The organism is Massilia sp., from assembly GCF_031995545.1.
Classification (GTDB): domain Bacteria; phylum Pseudomonadota; class Gammaproteobacteria; order Burkholderiales; family Burkholderiaceae_D; genus Telluria.
The window spans coordinates 212,452-231,192 of the sequence record NZ_DAMAGA010000002.1 but is presented as its reverse complement, the minus strand read 5'-3'; the positions used below and the strand labels follow the sequence as shown (position 1 = coordinate 231,192).

16 protein-coding genes are annotated in these 18,741 nt (G+C 66.6%); 14 read left to right on the top strand and 2 right to left on the bottom strand.

Annotation, left to right across the window (positions count from 1 at the left end; all coding sequences use genetic code 11):
- Nucleotides 1–5: 5 nt before the first annotated feature.
- Nucleotides 6–794: a serine/threonine-protein phosphatase gene (locus RTQ83_RS02920; RefSeq protein WP_312511127.1), complete on the bottom strand. Its 789-nt coding sequence runs from the start codon at nt 792–794 to the stop codon at nt 6–8.
- A gap of 185 nt (nt 795–979) precedes the next feature.
- Here RTQ83_RS02920 and RTQ83_RS02915 point away from each other — a divergent pair, with 185 nt between their 5' ends.
- From RTQ83_RS02915 to rlmD, 9 genes are all read left to right on the top strand, one after another.
- On the top strand, nt 980–1,180 hold the full coding sequence (locus RTQ83_RS02915; protein ID WP_005666222.1) for a YdcH family protein: 201 nt from the start codon (nt 980–982) through the stop codon (nt 1,178–1,180).
- An 89-nt stretch (nt 1,181–1,269) separates the two neighbouring features.
- Nucleotides 1,270–3,330 (top strand): ATP-dependent DNA helicase, encoded by a 2,061-nt coding sequence (locus tag RTQ83_RS02910; RefSeq protein WP_409456074.1) that lies wholly within the window; start codon nt 1,270–1,272, stop codon nt 3,328–3,330.
- A 194-nt stretch (nt 3,331–3,524) separates the two neighbouring features.
- Nucleotides 3,525–4,133, top strand: coding sequence for a toll/interleukin-1 receptor domain-containing protein (locus RTQ83_RS02905; RefSeq protein ID WP_312511126.1), 609 nt, complete (start codon nt 3,525–3,527; stop codon nt 4,131–4,133).
- A gap of 8 nt (nt 4,134–4,141) precedes the next feature.
- Nucleotides 4,142–6,685 (top strand): tetratricopeptide repeat protein, encoded by a 2,544-nt coding sequence (locus tag RTQ83_RS02900; protein ID WP_312511125.1) that lies wholly within the window; start codon nt 4,142–4,144, stop codon nt 6,683–6,685.
- 431 nt (nt 6,686–7,116) lie between these two features.
- The gene (surE, locus tag RTQ83_RS02895; protein WP_312511124.1) at nt 7,117–7,866 is read left to right on the top strand and encodes a 5'/3'-nucleotidase SurE; all 750 of its coding nucleotides are present in this window, start codon (nt 7,117–7,119) and stop codon (nt 7,864–7,866) included.
- Nucleotides 7,863–8,741, top strand: a complete 879-nt coding sequence (locus RTQ83_RS02890; protein WP_312511123.1) for a protein-L-isoaspartate(D-aspartate) O-methyltransferase — start codon at nt 7,863–7,865, stop codon at nt 8,739–8,741. Before surE ends, RTQ83_RS02890 begins: the two co-directional genes overlap by 4 nt.
- Before the next feature lie 56 nt (nt 8,742–8,797).
- Nucleotides 8,798–9,718 (top strand): peptidoglycan DD-metalloendopeptidase family protein, encoded by a 921-nt coding sequence (locus RTQ83_RS02885; protein ID WP_312511122.1) that lies wholly within the window; start codon nt 8,798–8,800, stop codon nt 9,716–9,718.
- Between the two features lie 7 nt (nt 9,719–9,725).
- On the top strand, nt 9,726–10,754 hold the full coding sequence (rpoS, locus tag RTQ83_RS02880) for an RNA polymerase sigma factor RpoS (protein ID WP_312511121.1): 1,029 nt from the start codon (nt 9,726–9,728) through the stop codon (nt 10,752–10,754).
- Nucleotides 10,755–11,049: 295 nt separating this feature from the next.
- Nucleotides 11,050–12,447, top strand: a complete 1,398-nt coding sequence (gene rlmD / locus RTQ83_RS02875; RefSeq protein ID WP_312511120.1) for a 23S rRNA (uracil(1939)-C(5))-methyltransferase RlmD — start codon at nt 11,050–11,052, stop codon at nt 12,445–12,447.
- A gap of 329 nt (nt 12,448–12,776) precedes the next feature.
- Here rlmD and RTQ83_RS02870 read toward each other — a convergent pair whose 3' ends face one another.
- Nucleotides 12,777–13,466 (bottom strand): Bax inhibitor-1/YccA family protein, encoded by a 690-nt coding sequence (locus RTQ83_RS02870; protein ID WP_312511119.1) that lies wholly within the window; start codon nt 13,464–13,466, stop codon nt 12,777–12,779.
- Between the two features lie 301 nt (nt 13,467–13,767).
- On the opposite strand from RTQ83_RS02870, the gene ndk reads away from it, so the two are divergent.
- The 5 genes from ndk (at nt 13,768) to ispG (ending at nt 18,706) form a co-directional block, all read left to right on the top strand.
- Entirely contained in the window at nt 13,768–14,193 is a 426-nt protein-coding gene (ndk, locus tag RTQ83_RS02865) for a nucleoside-diphosphate kinase (protein WP_290417073.1), read from the top strand.
- A 129-nt stretch (nt 14,194–14,322) separates the two neighbouring features.
- Nucleotides 14,323–15,492, top strand: a complete 1,170-nt coding sequence (gene rlmN / locus RTQ83_RS02860) for a 23S rRNA (adenine(2503)-C(2))-methyltransferase RlmN (RefSeq protein WP_290417074.1) — start codon at nt 14,323–14,325, stop codon at nt 15,490–15,492.
- Nucleotides 15,492–16,304 (top strand): type IV pilus biogenesis/stability protein PilW, encoded by an 813-nt coding sequence (gene pilW, locus RTQ83_RS02855; protein ID WP_312511118.1) that lies wholly within the window; start codon nt 15,492–15,494, stop codon nt 16,302–16,304. The genes rlmN and pilW overlap by 1 nt, the downstream gene beginning before the upstream one ends.
- A gap of 22 nt (nt 16,305–16,326) precedes the next feature.
- Nucleotides 16,327–17,391, top strand: coding sequence for a helix-turn-helix domain-containing protein (locus tag RTQ83_RS02850; RefSeq protein WP_312511116.1), 1,065 nt, complete (start codon nt 16,327–16,329; stop codon nt 17,389–17,391).
- A gap of 16 nt (nt 17,392–17,407) precedes the next feature.
- Nucleotides 17,408–18,706 carry a flavodoxin-dependent (E)-4-hydroxy-3-methylbut-2-enyl-diphosphate synthase gene (gene ispG, locus RTQ83_RS02845; protein WP_312511114.1) on the top strand — a complete coding sequence of 433 codons (1,299 nt, stop codon included), beginning with the start codon at nt 17,408–17,410 and terminating at the stop codon, nt 18,704–18,706.
- The last annotated feature ends 35 nt before the right edge of the window (nt 18,707–18,741 follow it).

Sequence of the window (18,741 nt, the reverse complement as noted above, 5' to 3'; positions counted from 1 at the left end):
GAACCCTAGCGGCCCGGGCCGGCGAACGAGCCGTCCTGGGCCGGTTTCACCAGCTTCACGATCGCCATGGTGCAATTGCCGCCTTTGCTTTGCGAGCGCTCGGCGGCTTTCTCGATCAGTTTTTCCGAGGCCTGGCGTGGCGTCGAACGCGCGATCACGCCGCCCAGTTCGGCATCGGTGAAGAAGTGCCACAGCCCATCCGAACACAGCAGGAAGCTGTCGCCCGCCTTGAGGCCGGTATGGCTGCCGGTGGTTACGAACGGCTCTTTGCGGCTATTGCCCAGCGCATTGAGCAGCAGCTTGGAGCGGCGGTGGTTGCGCGCCGCGTCCGGCGGCAGGCGGTCGCTCAGGATCAGGTGCTCGACGTACGCCGCGTCGCCGGTGCGCAGCGCGCAGGCGCCGTCCTCGAAGCGGTACAGGCGCGAATCGCCGACGTGCGCCCACACCGCTTCGCCATGCGGGCTGAGCACCAGTCCGACGAAGCTGGCCTGGATCTCGGTCTTGCTGGCGATCGCGTTCATCTTGATCACCGTGTGGGTCTCGCTGATGATCTCGTGCAGCAGGCGCGCCAGGCGCTCGCTGTCGGCCCCGTCGCCCGGCTTGAATTCGTCGAAGACCTGGCGCGCCGTATGCAGCACCTGGTCGGCCCCGGCGGCGCCGGTGATGCCGTCCGACAGCACCGCCAGCACATAGCCGGGTGCGCGGGCGCCGGTGAACAGGGCGGCGCGGTCGTTCTGCTGGGGGCGATTGCCGATGTGTTGCGCGGTTCCCGCTTCGATCTTGTATGCAGTCATAAATCCGTGTTTTCCGTAGCGCTTACGCCATTCTTTGTTGGCGGCAACCTCTGCCTGCATTAAACTATGCACCGAGAAGCCGCCGCCTTGCAAGCCAAGTTGCCAGCGCGCTAATGTTTTCGCCCATCCAGCCGGCCCCGCCCGCCGCATTCCACTTTCGCTTAACACTGTTTGGAACAGTAATCATGACCGACGTCCAGGACATCCAGCGCCGTATTATCGAACTCGATGTGGAGCACCGCGACCTCGACGCCGTCATCTCGCTGCTCACGGCCGACGGTCATGCTGACCAGCTTCAACTGCGCCGGCTGAAAAAGCGTAAACTACAGCTCAAAGACCATATTACGCTGCTCAAGATGCAGCTGGTCCCCGACATCCCGGCCTGACGCGCTTCATCCAGGCCCAACAGAACACGATTTTGACCGACCATCTACCCGATCCTCTGCCCGGCTCCGGCCCGGCCGAACAGTCCGCCGTGCCCGTCATCGTTCCCGCGACGACGGACGAGACCGGCGCGCCTGATGCGTCCAGCGCGCCGGCCGGCAAGTACGACGCCGACGTCGACCGCCTGTTCGGCGCCGGCGGTCCGCTCGCGCCCGCCGTCGGCACCTTCAAGCCGCGCCGCTCGCAGACCGAGATGGCCAAGGCTGTCGCCCAGGCCATCGCCGACCAGCAAGTGCTCATGGCCGAGGCCGGCACGGGCACGGGCAAGACCTTCGCCTATCTCGTTCCCGCGCTGCTGTGGGGCGGCAAGACCATCGTCTCGACCGGGACCAAGAACTTGCAGGATCAATTGTTCCTGCGCGATATCCCGACCGTGCGCGCCGCCTTGCGCGCGCCGGTCTCGGTGGCGCTGCTGAAAGGCCGCTCGAACTACGTCTGCCATTTCCACCTCGAACGCACGCTGCAGAACGGACGCCTGACTTCGCGCGACGACGTCGGCCACCTGCGCGAAATTTCCCGCTTCATCAAGATGACCAGTTCCGGCGACAAGGCCGAGCTGGCCAAGGTGCCGGAAAGCGCCACTGTCTGGAACCTGGTGACCTCGACCCGCGACACCTGCATGGGCGCCGAGTGCCAGTACTACCAGGACTGCTTCGTGATGAAGGCGCGCCGTGAAGCACAGCAGGCCGATGTGGTGGTGGTCAACCACCACCTGTTCTTCGCCGACGTGGCGCTGAAGGATACCGGCGTGGCCGAGCTGCTGCCGTCGGCCAACACCATCATCTTCGACGAGGCGCACCAGCTGCCCGACACCGCGACCCTGTTCTTCGGCCAGTCGGTGTCGACCTCGCAGGTGCTGGAACTGTGCCGCGACGTGCTGGCCGAGGGCCTGGCGCATGCGCGCGGCGGTCCGGACTGGGCCAAGGTGGTGACCGTGGTCGAGAAGGCCGCGCGCGACCTGCGCCTGAGCTTCGGCGACGGCAACCTGCGCCTGTCGCTGCCGCAGATCATGCCGACTTCGCAGTTCTTCCCGGCCCTGGAAAAGCTCAAGGACGAGCTCTCGGGCATGATCACGGTGCTCGAAGAAAACGCCGCGCGCGCCGAGACGGTCGAGGCCTGCCGCGTGCGCGCGATCGAGCTGGCCGCCGCCTTCGAGGCTTGGCGCCTGGACCCGAAGGCCAAGGCATCGGAGCAGGCCGTGCTGTGGGCCGAGGCGTTCGCGTCTTCGCTGCAGCTGCACAAGACGCCGCTGTCGATCGCGCCGATCTTCGCCAGCCAGCGCGAAGGCACGCCGCGCAGCTGGATCTTCACCTCGGCCACGCTGGCGGTGAAGAACGACTTCAAGCATTTCTCGGATCAGCTGGGCCTGACCGGCGAGCCGGCCAAGACCTGGCCCAGCCCGTTCGATTACGAGAACCAGGGCATCCTGTACGTGCCGACCGGCCTGCCGGAACCGCAGGCCGCGGTGTACACCGACGCCGTGGTCGATTGCGCGCTGCCGGTGATCGAGGCCGCGGGCGGGCGCACCTTCTTCCTGTGCACCACCATTCGCGCGGTGAACAAGGTGGCCGAGCGCCTGCGCGCCGAGTTCGCCGAGCGCGGCTGGGACTTCCCGCTGTTCGTGCAGGGCGAGCGCGGCCGCACCGAATTGCTCGATTCGTTCCGCAACGCCGGCAATGCAGTGCTGGTCGGCAGCCAGAGTTTCTGGGAAGGCGTCGACGTGCGCGGCGATGCGCTGTCGCTGGTGATCATCGACAAGCTGCCGTTCGCGCCGCCGGACGACCCGGTGCTGGCGGCGCGCATCGAGGTGATGGAAAAGCAGGGCCTGAACGGCTTCATGCACCATCAATTGCCGGAAGCGATCATCACGCTCAAGCAGGGCGCCGGCCGCCTGATCCGCGACGTCGAGGATCGCGGCGTGCTGATGATCTGCGACCCGCGCCTGATCACCAAGCCGTATGGCCGCCGCATCTGGCAAAGCCTGCCGTCGTTCAAGCGCACCCGGGTGCAGGAAGACGTGATCCGGTTCTTCCGTGACGGTCCCGCCCAGCCGGCCGATCAGGACGACCGGGACGACCAGGACGCGGCCTGATCCGCGGCGGCTCGGGCGCCGTTCCGACAGCGGCCTCGAGCATTAATTCCACCACACAATTCCTATGAGAACGGGGGCCTTCCGCATTGCGCGGAAGGCCCGTGTCCGCTTGTCCATCCGCAAAGCTCGGTGAGGTCGGCGCGCTAGAGTCATGACGTTGCGAGCGCCTGGAGCGCCGCGGACCGGGGACCAGCATGGCGATACGTTACGGTTGTTTCTTCAGTTACGCGCATGGGCGGCACGAGCTCATGCGGCGATTCAAGTCCAGCCTGGCGGACGCGCTGCGCTGCTATCTCGAACCCTATTTCGACAACGAAGACGAGCTCTTCGTCGACACCGAGCAGCTCGGCGGTGGGGACGACCTCGATCGCAAGATCGCACGTGCCATGTGCGAGAGCGTGTGCATGATCCTGATCTACACGCCCAAGTACGAAGCCCACGCCTATACCCGGCGCGAATACGCCGCCATGCAGCTGCTCGAAGCCGAGCGCAGCAAGTGGTACGTGCTGCCCAGCCGCCTGGTGATCCCGGTGATCATGACGCGCCACCCCGAATCGCTGCCGCGCCAGATTTCCGAGTCCACGTTCTATGTCGACTTCTCGCACTACACCATGGCCACCGCCGACCTGAAGTCGAATCCCGACTTCCTGCCCGACATCGACAAGATGGTCAAGCGCATCGCCACGCATTACGCCTGCCAGAAAAAACACACGCCGCCCGACCATGATTGCAACCAATTCGTGCTGCCCGCTGTCCCACCCGAATGGCGCGACGTTCCAGATCTGACTTTCCCAAAAAATTGAGGAGCCACATGGACCATAACCGCATTGCATTCCAGCCGCTGGCCGAGCCCGGCGAGGTGACGACATTCTATGCCTACGAAGGAGGCGCCGCGCGCAACGCCGCGCTGGCGGCGCTGGCGCTGCACCTGGCCGGCCTCGACGCCGGCGCGCCGGTGCTGGTGCTCGACTGGGACCTGGAAGCGCCCGCGCTACACCGCCATTTCGCGCTGCCCGCCGAAGACGACTGGGGCGCCGAGGCCGATGCCGACGCCGACGCGGATTCCGATCCCGGCACCGGTACGCCGCGCGCCGGCCTGCTCGAATTCTTCGAAGCCTGCCGCGCGCAGCTGCGCGGATCGGCGGGGCAGTCCGACCAACTGGCCGATCGCGTGATCGATGCCGCCGCCTGGCAGGCCCACATCGAACGCGCCGACGGCCGCCGCCCGCTGTACCTGATGCGGGCCGGCCGCTTCGACGGCAGCTATGCCGACCGCACCGGTCAGCTCGACTGGGAAGCGCTGTTCGACGCCTGTCCGGCCTTGTTCCGGCGCTTCGCGGCGCGCCTGTCGCAGCACTTCCGCCATGTGCTGGTCGCCACCGGCGCCGGACGCTCGCCCACCGTCACGGTCTGCTCGACGCTGCTGCCCGACCGCCTGGCCGGCCTGTTCACGCCGGCCCCCGGCAGCCTGGAGGGGTTCGAAGGGGTGGTGCGGCGCGCGATCGACTACCGCTGCACGCACGAGGACGAACAGCGGCCGCTGATGGTGTATCCGCTGGCCTGCAGCGTCGACGGCGCGCGCAGCGATCCGCACGGACGCTGGCGCCGCGGCGATGCGCGCAACGGCACGCCCGGCTACCAGCCGCGCCTGGAAGCGCTGCTGCGCTCGTGCTACGGCTGGTCGCGTGTCAACCTCGACAGTTATTTCGACGAGGTGCAGCTGGCGCTGGCCGATGCCGTGTCCACCGCCGGCACGGGTGGCGACCGGCGCGCGCTGGCGCGCTTTGCCGCGCAACTGGGCGAGTGGCTGGCGCCGGGGCACTTCCCGTGGCAGTCGCTCGAAGAAATCCGCCTGCGCGCGGCGCTGGCGCAGGCACAGGCGCAGGCAGAGGCGCAGGCACATATCGCAGCGCCGGATGCGCAGGCCGCGTCCGGTACATTGGCCGACGTGCTGGCGCGTCTCGGTTCCCTGTGCCGGCGTGAACGGCGGCGCGACGAGGCGCGCGCCTGCTTCGAGGAGAGCCTGGCGCTGCGCGAACGCTGCCTCGGCGAAGACCATGGCGCGACGCGCGCCGCGCGCGCCGCACTGGCTGGACTGCTGCTGGAAAGCGGCAGCCTGCACGATGCGCGCCGCCAGTATGACCTGCTGGTCCAGTCCTGTGCCCGCAGTGCCGGCACTGACGACCCCGAGACGCTGGCCGCACGCTCGCAACTGGCGCGTGCGCTGGCCGGCCTGGGCGAGGGCGAGCGCGCGCTGGCCCTGCACGAGCAGGTGGTGGCGGCCTGCGAGCGCGCGCTGGGCGACGATCACCTGGCGACCCTCGGCTGCCTCGAAGACCTGGCCCAGAGCCTGGTGCAGCAGCACGAATACACGCGCGCGCGCATCGTCTACGAACGCGTACTCGATGGCCGCCGGCAGCAGCAGGGCAGCGAACACCAGGACACGCTGCGCTGCGGCCAGCGGCTGGCGCTATTGCTTGGTGAGACGGGCGAACTCGGCAATGCGCGGCGCATGCTGGAAGCAGTGCTGCGCGCCCGCGAGCGGCATGACGGGCCGGACGCCGCCGGCACCCTCGGCGCACGCGAGGCACTGGCCGAGATCCTGGCCGCGCAGGGCGACCTGGCGGCGGTGCGCAGCATCCAGGAATCGCTGGCGCGCACGCGCGAACGGCATCTGGGGGCGGGGCATCCGGAGACGCTCAATATGCAGCTGCGGCTGGCGTCGACGCTCGGCCAGCAGGGCGAAGCCGAGGCCGCGCGCCGCCTGCGCGAGCAGGTCGCGGAATTGCGCGAGCGCCTGCAGGAGGCGGAAGGGTGGGGGAAGGACCGCGCCGGAGTGGCCGGCGCGGCAGCGGACGAGTCCGGCCGACCGGGCACGCTGAAGCATGATCCGGTACGGCATGGCTTGCCGGGCGCGGACGTGCCACGACCGGAGAAGGCGCGGCCGGATGCGAGCGACGGTGTCGCGCCGGGTATGTCCGGATCCGATCATGGCATGGCGCATGGCAGGCCTGCGCACGATGCACGCCGCCAGCACGAGCGCGACCCGGCACGCGAGGGCAGCGAGGCCGGTCACGTGAGCGACAGCCTCGGCCACAAGCTGGCGCAGCTGCAGGACCTGATCGACAGCCGCAGTCCGGGCGAGGCGCGCGCGCTGGCGGACAGCCTGCGCACCTCGGTGCTGCGTCCCAGCGCCGCCCATCCGCTTCGGCGGCGCGGGGCCGCCATGATCAAGCAGGTCTACCTGCAGGAGGGCGACAAGGATGCGCTGCTGTCGTTCACGCAAGACGAGGTGTCGCTGCTGGAGGGCGCGCTGATCGAAGCGGCGCGCGACAATCCCATGGTCATGCGCTGACCGTGGGAGCCGGCGATTGATCGCATGCGGTGGCCATGTCCGCCGCATGCGCTCTGGCGCTGGGACCCGACCGCCGCGATCGGCGCCGGCCTTGCCCGCCGCGCACTGCCACGCGCACCTCGCGGCCGCCAGATTTCCCGGCCGTCCCCCGTCGGCTGCACGCGCGCCGTTCCCACCCACGTCCCGGCGGCTTACAATAAACATCACAAACGGTCCGCCACCTGCTTGACCGCAAGACAAGCTCACGCAAAAAGCGGCGGCGACCGTTGTTTTCATGCCCGATCCGGCGTTGTCAGCCTGTTCAGCTTTCGCAACCGCGCTCCCAGTGCGGATGCCGGGGCTGCGCGTCGCCTTCCCGGATTGTGAAATCCGGGCGCGAATTTCGCTGCGCAAACGTCGATACAGGCGTTGCTTCGGGTAAAATCTTCGACATGCGAATTCTTATCAGTAACGACGACGGATATCTGGCGCCTGGTATCAACGCGCTGGCCGACGCGCTCGCCGCGATAGCGGAGATCGTGGTCGTCGCGCCTGACAGCAACCGCTCGGGCGCGTCGAACTCGTTGACATTGGACCGCCCGCTGTCCGTCTACAAGGCTGCCAACGGTTTCTACTTCAGCAACGGCACCCCCACCGACTGCGTGCACATCGCCCTGACCGGCATGTCCGACAGCCCGCCCGACCTGGTCGTCTCCGGCATCAACAACGGCCAGAACATGGGCGACGACACCCTGTATTCGGGCACCGTTGCCGCCGCCACCGAAGCCTATCTGTTCGGCCTGCCCGCGATCGCCTTTTCGCAGGTGAACGCCGGCTGGGCCCACGTCGATTCCGCCGCCCGCGTGGCGCGCGACATCGTGCAGCGCTACATGGATGGCGGCTTCGCCATGCTGCCGTCGCCGTTCCTGCTGAACGTGAACATCCCGAACCTGCCCTACGACGAGATCGGCGCCTTGACGCCAACCCGTCTCGGCCGCCGCCACCAGTCCGAGCCGGTGGTGCGCTCGCAGGATCCGCGCGGCCGCGAGATCTTCTGGATCGGCGCGGTCGGCGCCTGCCGCGACGCGGGCGAGGGCACCGACTTCCACGCCACCAGCCAGGGCCAGGTCTCGATCACGCCGCTGCAGATCGACCTCACCCACAAGACCCAGCTCGACTTGCTGGCGAAAAGACTGGCATGAGCGGCCAGCGCAGCAATTTCCCCTTGCCCCTGTCGTCGATCACCGGCGGCAGCGTCAAGCCGGCCGCGCGCGGTCCGGTGGCGACGCCGCAGACCGCTACCCGGAATGCGGCAAGCAGCGCCGCCAGCAGCACCGCCCAGGGCGGACCAGCCAAGGCGCCGCAGGCGCCCGGACCGGCGCCGCGTCCGCCGGGCTACGCGCCGAAGGCCAGCAGCGCCCCGGCGGCCCAGCGTTCCGACCTGATGGCGACCGAGGCGGTGCGCCGTGCGATGGTGGCACGGGTCGCGCGCCAGGGCGTGTCCGACAGCAAAGTGCTGGGCGCGATGGAGATCGTGCCGCGCCACCTGTTCATCGAACCGGCCCTGTCGAGCCAGGCGTACATCGACGCCTCGCTGCCGATCGGCCATCATCAAACGATTTCCCAGCCGTATATCGTCGCCCGCATGATTGAGGTCATGTGCGCCGGCAAGGCGCTGGGACGCGTGCTCGAGATCGGCACCGGCTGCGGCTACCAGGCCGCGGTTCTGTCCTTCGTCGCGAAGGAGGTGTATTCCATCGAGCGCATCAAGCCCCTGCACGAGCTCGCGAAGACCAATTTGCGGCCGCTGCGGATTTCCAACCTTCGTTTGCAGTACGGCGATGGTATGCTAGGCTTGCCGCAGGTGGCGCCATTCGATGGCATCATCCTCGCGGCCGCCGGACTCGAGGTGCCGCAAGCCTTGCTCGAACAGCTGGCCATCGGTGCGCATCTCGTTGCGCCCGTCGGCGCCCAGGTGCAGCATCTGCATCGCATCACCCGCATCGGCAAATCCGAGTGGACCAGCGAAACGCTGGAAGCCTGCCACTTCGTGCCGCTGCGTCCGGGCACCATCTAACCAGGAAAGGAGCCTCCAAAGCTCCGCCGTACGCCGATAGACTAATTAGAATGCCAATGAAACAAGCACCGCGTTTAGCCCTCCTGACGATCTTCCTCGGCCTCGTTGCCGGCTGCTCCACCACCACCCGCCAGGCGCCGATCGTCGAGCGTCCTGCCACCCAGGCCCAATCCCATGTCCGTCCGGCGCCGGCGCGCGTCGAAGAAGCGCCCAAGCACGACGAGCGCGGCATGTACACCGTGCGCAAGGGCGACACCCTGCTGCGCATCGCGCTCGACTTCGGCCAGAACTACCGCGACCTGGTCACCTGGAACAACCTGGCCAACCCGGACGACATCAAGGTCGGCCAGGTGCTGCGCGTGAATGGTCCGGAGCGCGCCAGCGCCGCCGTCACCACCCAGCCGGTGCCGATGCCGCCGAGCGCCGGCGGCACGCCGCGCAAGACCGAGCCGCGCGCCGACAAGAAGCCATACAGCGAGACCGCCGTCGCCGACACGCGCAAGGACACCGCGCCGCCGTCGGGCGCGCGCACCGACGCCGTCACCGCTGCGCCGACCTCGGCTGCGGGTTCGGTCGCCGCCGGCAGCACCGTCACCGCCACCGACGACGAGAAGCTGAGCTGGATGTGGCCGTCGGACGGACGCATCATCGCCACCTTCGACGAGGGCCGCAACAAGGGCATCGACATCGCCGGCAAGATGGGCCAGCAGGTGGTCGCGGCCGGCGCCGGCAAGGTAATGTACGCTGGCAGCGGGATTCGCGGTTATGGTAACCTCGTCATCGTCAAGCACAGCAACAGCCTGCTGTCCGCCTATGCCCACAACCGCAAGATCGTGGTCAAGGAAGGCGACAACGTGGCCAAGGGCCAGATGATCGCCGAGATGGGCGATTCCGACGCGGACCTGGTCAAATTGCATTTCGAGATCCGTCAACAAGGCAAGCCGGTCGACCCGACGAGGTTCCTGCCCGGCCGATAGGAAGCACATGACGCAGCCGCCGCACTCGCTGGACATCGACGATTCGGACGATTTTCCGGACGATCCGGAAAGCGAGAGCGTGCATGCTGCGGACGAGGCCGGCGCCGACGGGGCCGATGGGGCCAACGGCGCCGCCTTGCTGCCCGGCTCGGCCGGCATCGAAACGGTGGACGAGCTGCGCAAGGTGCTGCAGTCCGAACTGGCCACCGACACCACCCAGCACTACCTGAACCAGATCGGCGCCCGGGCCCTGCTCACGGCGCCCGAAGAGGTGCATTTCGCCACCCTGGCCAAGGCCGGCGACTTCGGCGCACGCCAGAAGATGATCGAGCATAACCTGCGCCTGGTCGTCTCGATCGCCAAGCATTACATCAACCGCGGCGTGGTCCTGCTCGACCTGATCGAGGAGGGCAACATCGGCCTGATGCGCGCGATCGACAAGTTCGAGCCCGAGCGCGGTTTCCGTTTTTCTACCTACGCCACCTGGTGGATCCGCCAGAGCATCGAGCGCGCCATCATGAACCAGGCGCGCACGGTGCGCCTGCCGGTGCACATGGTGCGCGAACTCAACAGCGTGCTGCGCGCCAAGTACCACCTCGAAGCCCAGCACCACGACGGCAAGGAAGCCTCGAGCGAGGACATCGCCAGCCTGCTCGACCGGCCGGTGGAAGAGGTGCAGGACATCCTGGCGCTGTCCGAGCACGCCACCTCGCTCGACGCGCCGCTCGACAACGATCCGCAGTCGAGCCTGATAGACATGCTGCCGGACGACGCCGGCGACAGCCCCGACGCGCGCGCCGAACAGCACGAGCTGGCGCTGCTGCTGCGCGACTGGCTGACGCGGCTGCCCGACAAGCAGCGGCTGGTGGTCACGCGGCGCTTCGGGCTGGACAACGACGATCCGGCCACGCTGGAAGTGCTGGCCGAACAGATGGGCGTGACGCGCGAGCGCGTGCGCCAGATCCAGCAGGAGGCGCTGGTCAAGCTCAAGCGGGCGATGGCGGCGCGCGGGGTGGTGCGCGATTCGCTGCTGTAGCCTGTCGAGCACGTCTTCAGCGTCCTGTCACAAACCCAAAAAAGTAACTAACCAACTGTGAATTCCGGGAAGTCAGGGGCCCGGGTTCCAGGCGACTCGCACCTTCCAGACGAAGCAGAACGGCGGCGAACCGCAAGCGCATGCGCGGGCGGCCACGGGCCTCCAAGGTAGCGCCCACCCCGATTCCTTGCTATCATGCCCGCCGGGCTTGAAACGCCCATTTTTTGTTTGCGCCGTCCGACCGCACGTCCCTTTCGGCGGTCCGGCCCGTGGTCCACTTCCATATTCTCTCGCCATGCAAGAAACATTCATCGACATCAAATCCCTCGACTCGGACGCCCGCGGCGTCGGCCATCTCGAGAACGAGGACGGCACGCCAGGCAAGGTGATTTTTGTCGAGGGCGCATTGCCCGGTGAGCGGGTCAGCTTCGAAACGCTGCGCAAGAAAAAGAACTGGGAATCGGGCCGCATGGTCACCCTGCAGCGTGCTTCGTCGATGCGCGTCGAGCCGAAATGCCAGCACTTCGGCTATTGCGGCGGCTGCTCGATGCAGCACCTGGAACCGTCGGCTCAGGTGGCGATGAAGGGCCGCGTGCTGGAAGACAACCTGTGGCACCTCGGTAAAGTAAAAGCCGAAACCATCATGCGTCCGATGTACGGCCCGACCTGGGACTACCGCTACCGCGCGCGTCTGTCGGTGCGCCACGTGGCGAAGAAGGGCGGCATCCTGGTCGGCTTCCACGAGCGCAGCTCGTCCTACGTGGCCGACATCACCACCTGCGAGATCCTGCCGGACCACGTCGCACGCCTGTTGATGCCGCTGCGCGAGCTGATCGGTGCGCTGTCGATCTACAACCAGATGCCGCAGATCGAGGTGGCGATCGGCGAAGAGACCACGGTACTGGTGCTGCGCATCATGGCGCCGCTGACGCAGGCCGACGAAGCGCTGGTCAAGGCCTTCGCCGACAAGTGGGAGATCCAGTGGTGGCTGCAGCCGAAGGGCCCGGACACCGCCTATCCGTTCTACCCGTTGGGCAAAGAGCTGTACTACACGCTGCCGGAATTCGGCATCCGCATGCCGTTCAAGCCGACCGACTTCACCCAGGTGAACCACCACATCAACCGCGTGCTGGTGGCGAAAGCGCTGCGCCTGCTGGAAGTGCAGCCGCAAGACCGCGTGGCCGACCTGTTCTGCGGCCTGGGCAACTTCACGCTGCCACTGGCGACCCAGGCGCGCGAAGTGGTCGGCATCGAGGGCAGCACCGCGCTCACCACGCGCGCGCTGGACAACGCCAAGGCCAACGGCCTGGACGCCAAGACCTCGTTCTCGACCCGCAACCTGTTCGAAGTCACCAAGGATGACCTGGTCGCACTGGGCAAATTCGATCGCATGCTGATCGACCCGCCGCGCGACGGCGCCATGGCGCTGGCACTGGCCCTGGCCGAGCTGCGCGAAACCCACGAAGACTTGATGCCGCAACGCATCGTCTACGTCTCGTGCAGCCCATCGACGCTGGCGCGCGACGCCGGCATCCTGGTGCACAAGGCTGGCTATGTGATGAAGAAGGCCGGCGTGGTCAACATGTTCCCGCACACCTCGCACGTGGAGTCGATCGGCGTGTTCGAGCTGGGTGAGAAGCCGGCGCCGGGCGCCTTCGTCCCTGGCATCGAGGCGGCGTCCGCAGAGGCCTGAACTGCTCTTTGCTGAACGTCATCACGGCCCGGCTGGCACAATCCGCCGGGCCGTTTTTCATCCACTATCGATGGGTAGCCAACGCCGGGGTCAGGTCCGAAAAGTGGGCACGGACTGAAGATTAGCAAGCGGTCCAGCGCCGGGGTCAGGTCCGGAAAGTGGACACGGGCTAGAGAGTGGCGGATGCTCTTAAGCGAGCCCATGTCGATTAGCGTCGAGCTCGTGTTAACTTTTCGGATCTGACCCCGGTGTGAAGGGGGGATGTTGCTGCTGGGATGACGCCCATAAAAAAACCGGCCGAAGCCGGTTTTTGTTGGGGAGCGGGCTGGTCAGTCGTCGCCGCCGACGATGCCCAGCAGGCGCAGCAGGCTGGTGAAGATGTTGTAGACGTCCAGGTAGATCGCCAGCGTGGCCGAGATGTAATTGGTTTCGCCGCCGTTGACGATGCGCTGCACGTCGAACAGGATGAAGGCCGAGAAGATACCGATCGCCATGATCGAGATCACGATCGACAGTGCCGACATCTGCAGGAAGATGTTGGCCACCGCTGCCAGGATCAGGATCACCACGCCGGCCATCAGCCAGCTGCCCATGCCCGAGAAGTCGCGCTTGGTGGTGGTGGCGATGCTGGCCATCACGGCGAATACGGCCGCGGTGCCGCCGAAGGCGGTCATGATCAGGCTGGCGCCGTTGGAGTAGCCCAGCGTCATCGTCAGCAGCGGGGTCAGCATCAGGCCCATGAAGAAGGTGAAGCCGAGCAGCAGGGCGACGCCCACGCCCGAATCCTTGAACTTCTCGATCGCGAACATGAAACCGAAGGCGATCGCCATGAAGACGATGAAGCCGAGGAAGCCGCTGAAGATCGGCACCTGCAGCGATACGCCGACGACGGCGCCCAGCACGGTGGGGATCATCGACAGCGCCAGCAGCCAATACGTGTTGCGCAAGACCTTGTTGCGCGTGGCCTGGCCGCCTTTGGTCAGGTCGATGGTACTTTGCTGTTGGGTACTAGGGTACATATAGTGCCTCCGGTTGAGTAAATAGATGCTGCACAATGTTGCGGAAGTTGTTGCACAATGGTGCTGCACGATGCGCTCAAGACGTCGAATCCATCCTAGCGCGGCAACCTTAATCGAAGATGAAGGCGCGCAGGGAAGAAAGGCCCGCAATCAGGACGCAGTTCGTCGCCACTGTACCACTATGCTTGCCACTACCGCAATATCGGTTATATGCGGCAGGTATGCTAAAATTAAAGGTTGATTGAGCCCCGAAGTTCTCGCGAATTTCTTAGATTTAACCTTACTTTTATCGGAGTTTTACATGGCAATCGAACGCACCCTGTCCATCATCAAGCCGGACGCAGTTGCAAAAAACGTGATCGGCCAAATCTACAGCCGTTTCGAAGGCGCTGGCCTGAAGGTCGTCGCTGCCCGTATGGTGCAACTGTCGCAAGCTGAAGCCGAAGGCTTCTACGCCGTGCACGCTGCACGTCCGTTCTTCAAGGACCTGGTCAGCTTCATGGTCTCGGGCCCGGTCATGGTCACCGTCCTCGAAGGCGAAGGCGCGATCCTGAAAAACCGCGACCTGATGGGCGCTACCGATCCGAAGAAAGCCGACGCCGGCACCATCCGCGCTGATTTCGCCGATTCGATCGACGCCAACGCCGTGCACGGTTCGGACGCTGCCGAAACCGCCGCCGTGGAAATCGCTTACTTCTTCCCGGCACTGAACGTCTACTCGCGTTAATTGGTCGAGGGGGAGCGCAGTCCGGGCGCTTCCCGGACGTTTTCTCCCCCGGACTAATTTAAATGAGTAACCCGCTCGCCCGCAGCCAAGGGCTGGCGCGAGCGGGGTTTGAAATAAAGGATTTTTGCCATGACGACGCTCACCAACCTGCTGGACTTCGATCCCGCGCAACTCGTCGCCTACTGCGCCGAATTGGGTGAGAAACCGTTCCGCGCCAAGCAGCTGCAGCGCTGGATCCACCAGTTCGGCGCGTCGGATTTCGACAGCATGACCGACCTGGCCAAATCGCTGCGCGAAAAGCTCAAGACCCGCGCCGAAGTGCGTGCCCCGGCCATCGTCAGCGACAAGACGGCCAGCGACGGCACCCGCAAATGGCTGGTCGACGTCGGCAACGGCAACGCGGTCGAGACCGTGTTCATTCCGGAAGAAAACCGCGGCACGCTGTGCATCTCCACCCAGGCCGGCTGCGCCGTCAACTGCCGTTTCTGCTCGACCGGCAAGCAGGGCTTCAACCGCAACCTCACCGTGGCCGAGATCATCGGCCAGCTGTGGATGGCCGAGTTCGAGCTGCGCCGGACCAAGGGCATCGAACCGGGCCCGAAAGGCGAGCGCCAGATCACCAACGTGGTGATGATGGGCATGGGCGAGCCGCTGCTGAACTACGAGCCGACCGTCACCGCGCTCAAGATGATGCTCGACGATAACGCCTACGGCCTGTCGCGCCGCCGCGTGACCCTGTCGACCTCGGGCGTGGTGCCGAACATCGACAAGCTGGCGCAGGACGTGCCGGTGGCGATGGCGGTGTCGCTGCACGCCTCGAACGACGCGCTGCGCGACATTCTGGTGCCGCTCAACAAGAAATACCCGCTGCGCGAACTGATGGCCGCCTGCAAGCGCTATCTGGAATTCGCGCCGCGCGACTTCATCACCTTCGAATACTGCATGCTGGACGGCTTCAACGACAGCGACGAGCATGCGCGCGAACTGATCGCGCTGGTCAACGATCCGGTGGTGGGGGTCAACTGCAAGTTCAACCTGATCCCGTTCAATCCGTTCCCGGAATCGGGCCTGTTCCGCTCCAAGAACCCGCGCATCAAGGCCTTCAGCGAAGTGCTGATGAACGCCGGCATCGTGACCACCGTGCGCAAGACGCGTGGCGACGACATCGATGCCGCCTGCGGCCAGCTGGCGGGCGAGGTCAAGGATCGTACCCGCGTGGCCGAACGGATGGAAAAGATGGCCGAATACCAGAAGAAATTCGGCGCCGACTTCGGCCGCATCGTGGAGATCCCGACCTGATGCGTCGCGCCGCCTTCACCTGTGCTCCAATCCTGGTGCTGGCCCTGGTGGCCGGCTGCGCCGGTACGGGCACGGGTGCTGGCACGACCGCAGGCGGTGAACTCAAAACCGCCTCGGACCAGACCGCGCTCGAGAAGCGCGCCAATATCCGCCTGCAACTGGCGGTCGGCTACTACCAGGAAGGCAAGCTCGAGATCGCGCTGGACGAGATCAAGCAGGCGATCGCGGCCGATCCGGACTATGCCGACGCGTATGGCGTGCGCGCCCTGATCTACACCGCGATGGGCCAGCTGCCGCTGGCCGACGAGAACTACCAGCGCGCGCTGCGCCTGGCACCGGGCAATCCGGAACTGTCGAACAACTACGGTTCCTTCCTGTGCCAGTCGCAGGGTCGCCCGAGCGAATCGCTGCGCTATTTCGATGCCGCCATCAAGAACCCGAGCTACCAGACGCCGACCAGCGCGCTGGTGAATGCGGGCGTGTGCAGCATCAAACACCGGAATTTCGACGCGGCCGAGCGCTACCTGCTCGATGCCCTGCGTCTCGCCCCCGACTTGCAGGCGGTCAACGCCGGCCTGGCGCGGGTGTACTACGAGCGGCGCGACCTGACACGCGCCGGTTTTTTCATCAACCGCCTGATCGAGACAGCAAAACTGGAGACGCTGTCGGCCGACGCGCTATGGCTGGCGATGCGCGTACAGCGCAAGCTGGGCGACCGGACCAATGAAGCGAGCCTTGCCGCCCAGCTGCGGCGCCGCTTCCCCGGTTCGCCCGAGTACGCCGCCTTCGAGCGCGGGGCATTCGACGAATGAGAAAAGGACAAGGACGAGCACCATGAACGAGCACGCAGACCAGCCGGCCACCCCGGGCAACCAGCCCGGCATCCCTGGCCAGACCCTGCAGTCCCAACGCGAAGCGATGGGCTGGACCGTGGAGCAGGTAGCCGACCAGCTGAAGCTGGCGCCGCGCCAGGTGGTGGCGCTGGAAGCCGGCGATTACGCGTCGCTGCCGAGCCCGGCCGTGACGCGCGGCTTCGTGCGCGCCTACGCCAAACTGCTGCGCATCGACGCCGCGCCGCTGGTGTCGATGATCGAACTGAACATGCCGCCCGAAGCCCAGGCCGGCGCCAGCGTCAACACCGCCGGCGTGCGGCGCGAACAGCGTCCGGCGGCGTTCTCGGAGACCCGCTTCCCGATCGGTGGCCGCCGCAACCGCGTGCCGCTGGGCTGGATCGCCGCTGCAGTGGTGGTCGCCGGCGCCGCCGTCGCCGCCTGGCAGCTGGGCGCGATTCCCGGCACGGCGCAGCATGAAGCCGCCGAAGCCAATCACGTGCTGCAGAACCCGGTCGGCACTGCCGCGCCGGGCGAGGTCGCCGCACCGGCCGCCGCCGCCGGCGCCGGTGCAACGCAGCAGGACCAATTGCTCAATCCATCGGTGCCGCTGATCTCGGTGCCGGGCGCGGGCGGCCAGGCCGCACCGTCGAACCCGGCTCCGGCCGCCGCGCCCGGCGCAGCGCCGGTGACCACGCCGCCTGCGGCGCCGGCCACCACGACCACGCCGACCCCGGCCACCACGGCGCCGACCGCTGCGACCGCGACCGCGCCGGCCGTGGCGACGCCAGCCGCCGCTACGCCAGCGACCGTCGCCGCTCCCGCCGGCGCCAACACCCTGGTGCTGAACGTGCGCGAGGATTCCTGGATCCAGGTCTCGCCCGTTGGCGGCGGCCGTCCGCTGATCTCGCGCCTGGTGAAAGCCGGCAGCACCGAATCGGTCGATCTCACCGGCCCGGCGACCCTGACCGTAGGCGCCCCTGGCGGCGTCACCGCAACCCTGCGCGGCAATAATGTTCCGCTGCCGCAGCAGCCGGGCAAGACGGTCTCGCGCGTCGCATTGAAATAACCCTGGAACCAGTCCGATGATCTCCCCGAATCAAGTCTCCGACCTGCAGCCGACCAGCGCGGCCATCCCGTCCGGCCCGCTGGCGCGCCGCGCCAGCCGCAAGGTCGCCGTCTCGCACGGCGCCCGCACGGTATGGGTGGGCGGCGACGCCCCGGTGGTGGTGCAGTCGATGACCAACACCGACACCGCCGACGCTATCGGTACCGCGATCCAAGTGAAAGAACTGGCGCGCGCCGGTTCCGAGATCGTGCGCATCACGGTCGATACCCCGGCCGCCGCGGCCGCGGTGCCGGCGATCCGCGAACAGCTGGACCGCATGGAAGTGGACGTGCCGCTGGTCGGCGACTTCCACTACAACGGCCACCTGCTGCTGCGCGACTATCCGGAATGCGCCCAGGCACTGTCGAAATACCGCATCAATCCGGGCAACGTGGGGCAGGGCGCCAAGCGCGACACCCAGTTCGCCCAGATGATCGAGATCGCGGCCAAGTACGACAAGCCGGTGCGCATCGGCGTCAACTGGGGCTCGCTCGACCAGTCGCTGCTGGCACGCATCATGGACGAGAACGCCGCGCGCGCGAATCCGTGGAGCGCCCAGGCCGTGATGTACGAAGCGCTGATCACGTCGGCGATCGAGAACGCGGTGCGCGCCGAAGAAGTCGGCCTGGCACGCGACAAGATCATCCTGTCGTGCAAGGTGTCGGGCGTGCAGGACCTGATCGCGGTGTACCGCGAACTGGCGCGCCGCTGCGACTATCCGCTGCACCTGGGCCTGACCGAAGCCGGCATGGGCAGCAAGGGCATCGTCGCTTCCACCGCCGCGCTGTCGGTGCTGCTGCAGGAAGGCATCGGCGACACCATCCGCATTTCGCTGACCCCGGAACCGGGCGGCGACCGCACGCGCGAAGTGGTGGTCGGCCAGGAAATCCTGCAGACCATGGGCCTGCGCAAGTTCACGCCGATGGTGATCGCCTGCCCGGGTTGCGGCCGCACCACCTCGACCGTGTTCCAGGAGCTGGCGGACAATATCCAGTCGTTCCTGCGCGAGCAGATGCCGGAGTGGAAGAAGACCTATCCGGGTGTGGAAGCGATGAACGTGGCCGTGATGGGCTGCATCGTCAACGGCCCCGGCGAATCGAAGCACGCGAATATCGGCATCAGCCTGCCGGGCACCGGCGAATCGCCGGCCGCGCCGGTGTTCGTCGACGGCCAGAAATTCGCGACCCTGCGCGGCGAGCGCATCGTCGATGAGTTCAAGACCATCGTGCTGGATTACGTCAAAAAGAATTACAGCCGCGAGGCAGTGGCGCAATAAAATACGGCCACTACCCTTTGCTCCGTCATTCCCGC

Excerpts from the sequence above, each read along its gene's own strand:
- surE (WP_312511124.1), top strand. The coding sequence starts at position 7,117 with ATGCGAATTCTTATCAGTAACGACGACGGATATCTGGCGCCTGGTATC.
- ndk (WP_290417073.1), top strand. The coding sequence starts at position 13,768 with ATGGCAATCGAACGCACCCTGTCCATCATCAAGCCGGACGCAGTTGCA.
- RTQ83_RS02885 (WP_312511122.1), top strand. The coding sequence starts at position 8,798 with ATGAAACAAGCACCGCGTTTAGCCCTCCTGACGATCTTCCTCGGCCTC.
- ispG (WP_312511114.1), top strand. The coding sequence starts at position 17,408 with ATGATCTCCCCGAATCAAGTCTCCGACCTGCAGCCGACCAGCGCGGCC.
- RTQ83_RS02915 (WP_005666222.1), top strand. The coding sequence starts at position 980 with ATGACCGACGTCCAGGACATCCAGCGCCGTATTATCGAACTCGATGTG.
- RTQ83_RS02905 (WP_312511126.1), top strand. The coding sequence starts at position 3,525 with ATGGCGATACGTTACGGTTGTTTCTTCAGTTACGCGCATGGGCGGCAC.
- rlmD (WP_312511120.1), top strand. The coding sequence starts at position 11,050 with ATGCAAGAAACATTCATCGACATCAAATCCCTCGACTCGGACGCCCGC.
- pilW (WP_312511118.1), top strand. The coding sequence starts at position 15,492 with ATGCGTCGCGCCGCCTTCACCTGTGCTCCAATCCTGGTGCTGGCCCTG.
- RTQ83_RS02920 (WP_312511127.1), bottom strand. The coding sequence starts at position 794 with ATGACTGCATACAAGATCGAAGCGGGAACCGCGCAACACATCGGCAAT.
- rlmN (WP_290417074.1), top strand. The coding sequence starts at position 14,323 with ATGACGACGCTCACCAACCTGCTGGACTTCGATCCCGCGCAACTCGTC.
- rpoS (WP_312511121.1), top strand. The coding sequence starts at position 9,726 with ATGACGCAGCCGCCGCACTCGCTGGACATCGACGATTCGGACGATTTT.
- RTQ83_RS02870 (WP_312511119.1), bottom strand. The coding sequence starts at position 13,466 with ATGTACCCTAGTACCCAACAGCAAAGTACCATCGACCTGACCAAAGGC.
- RTQ83_RS02900 (WP_312511125.1), top strand. The coding sequence starts at position 4,142 with ATGGACCATAACCGCATTGCATTCCAGCCGCTGGCCGAGCCCGGCGAG.
- RTQ83_RS02890 (WP_312511123.1), top strand. The coding sequence starts at position 7,863 with ATGAGCGGCCAGCGCAGCAATTTCCCCTTGCCCCTGTCGTCGATCACC.
- RTQ83_RS02850 (WP_312511116.1), top strand. The coding sequence starts at position 16,327 with ATGAACGAGCACGCAGACCAGCCGGCCACCCCGGGCAACCAGCCCGGC.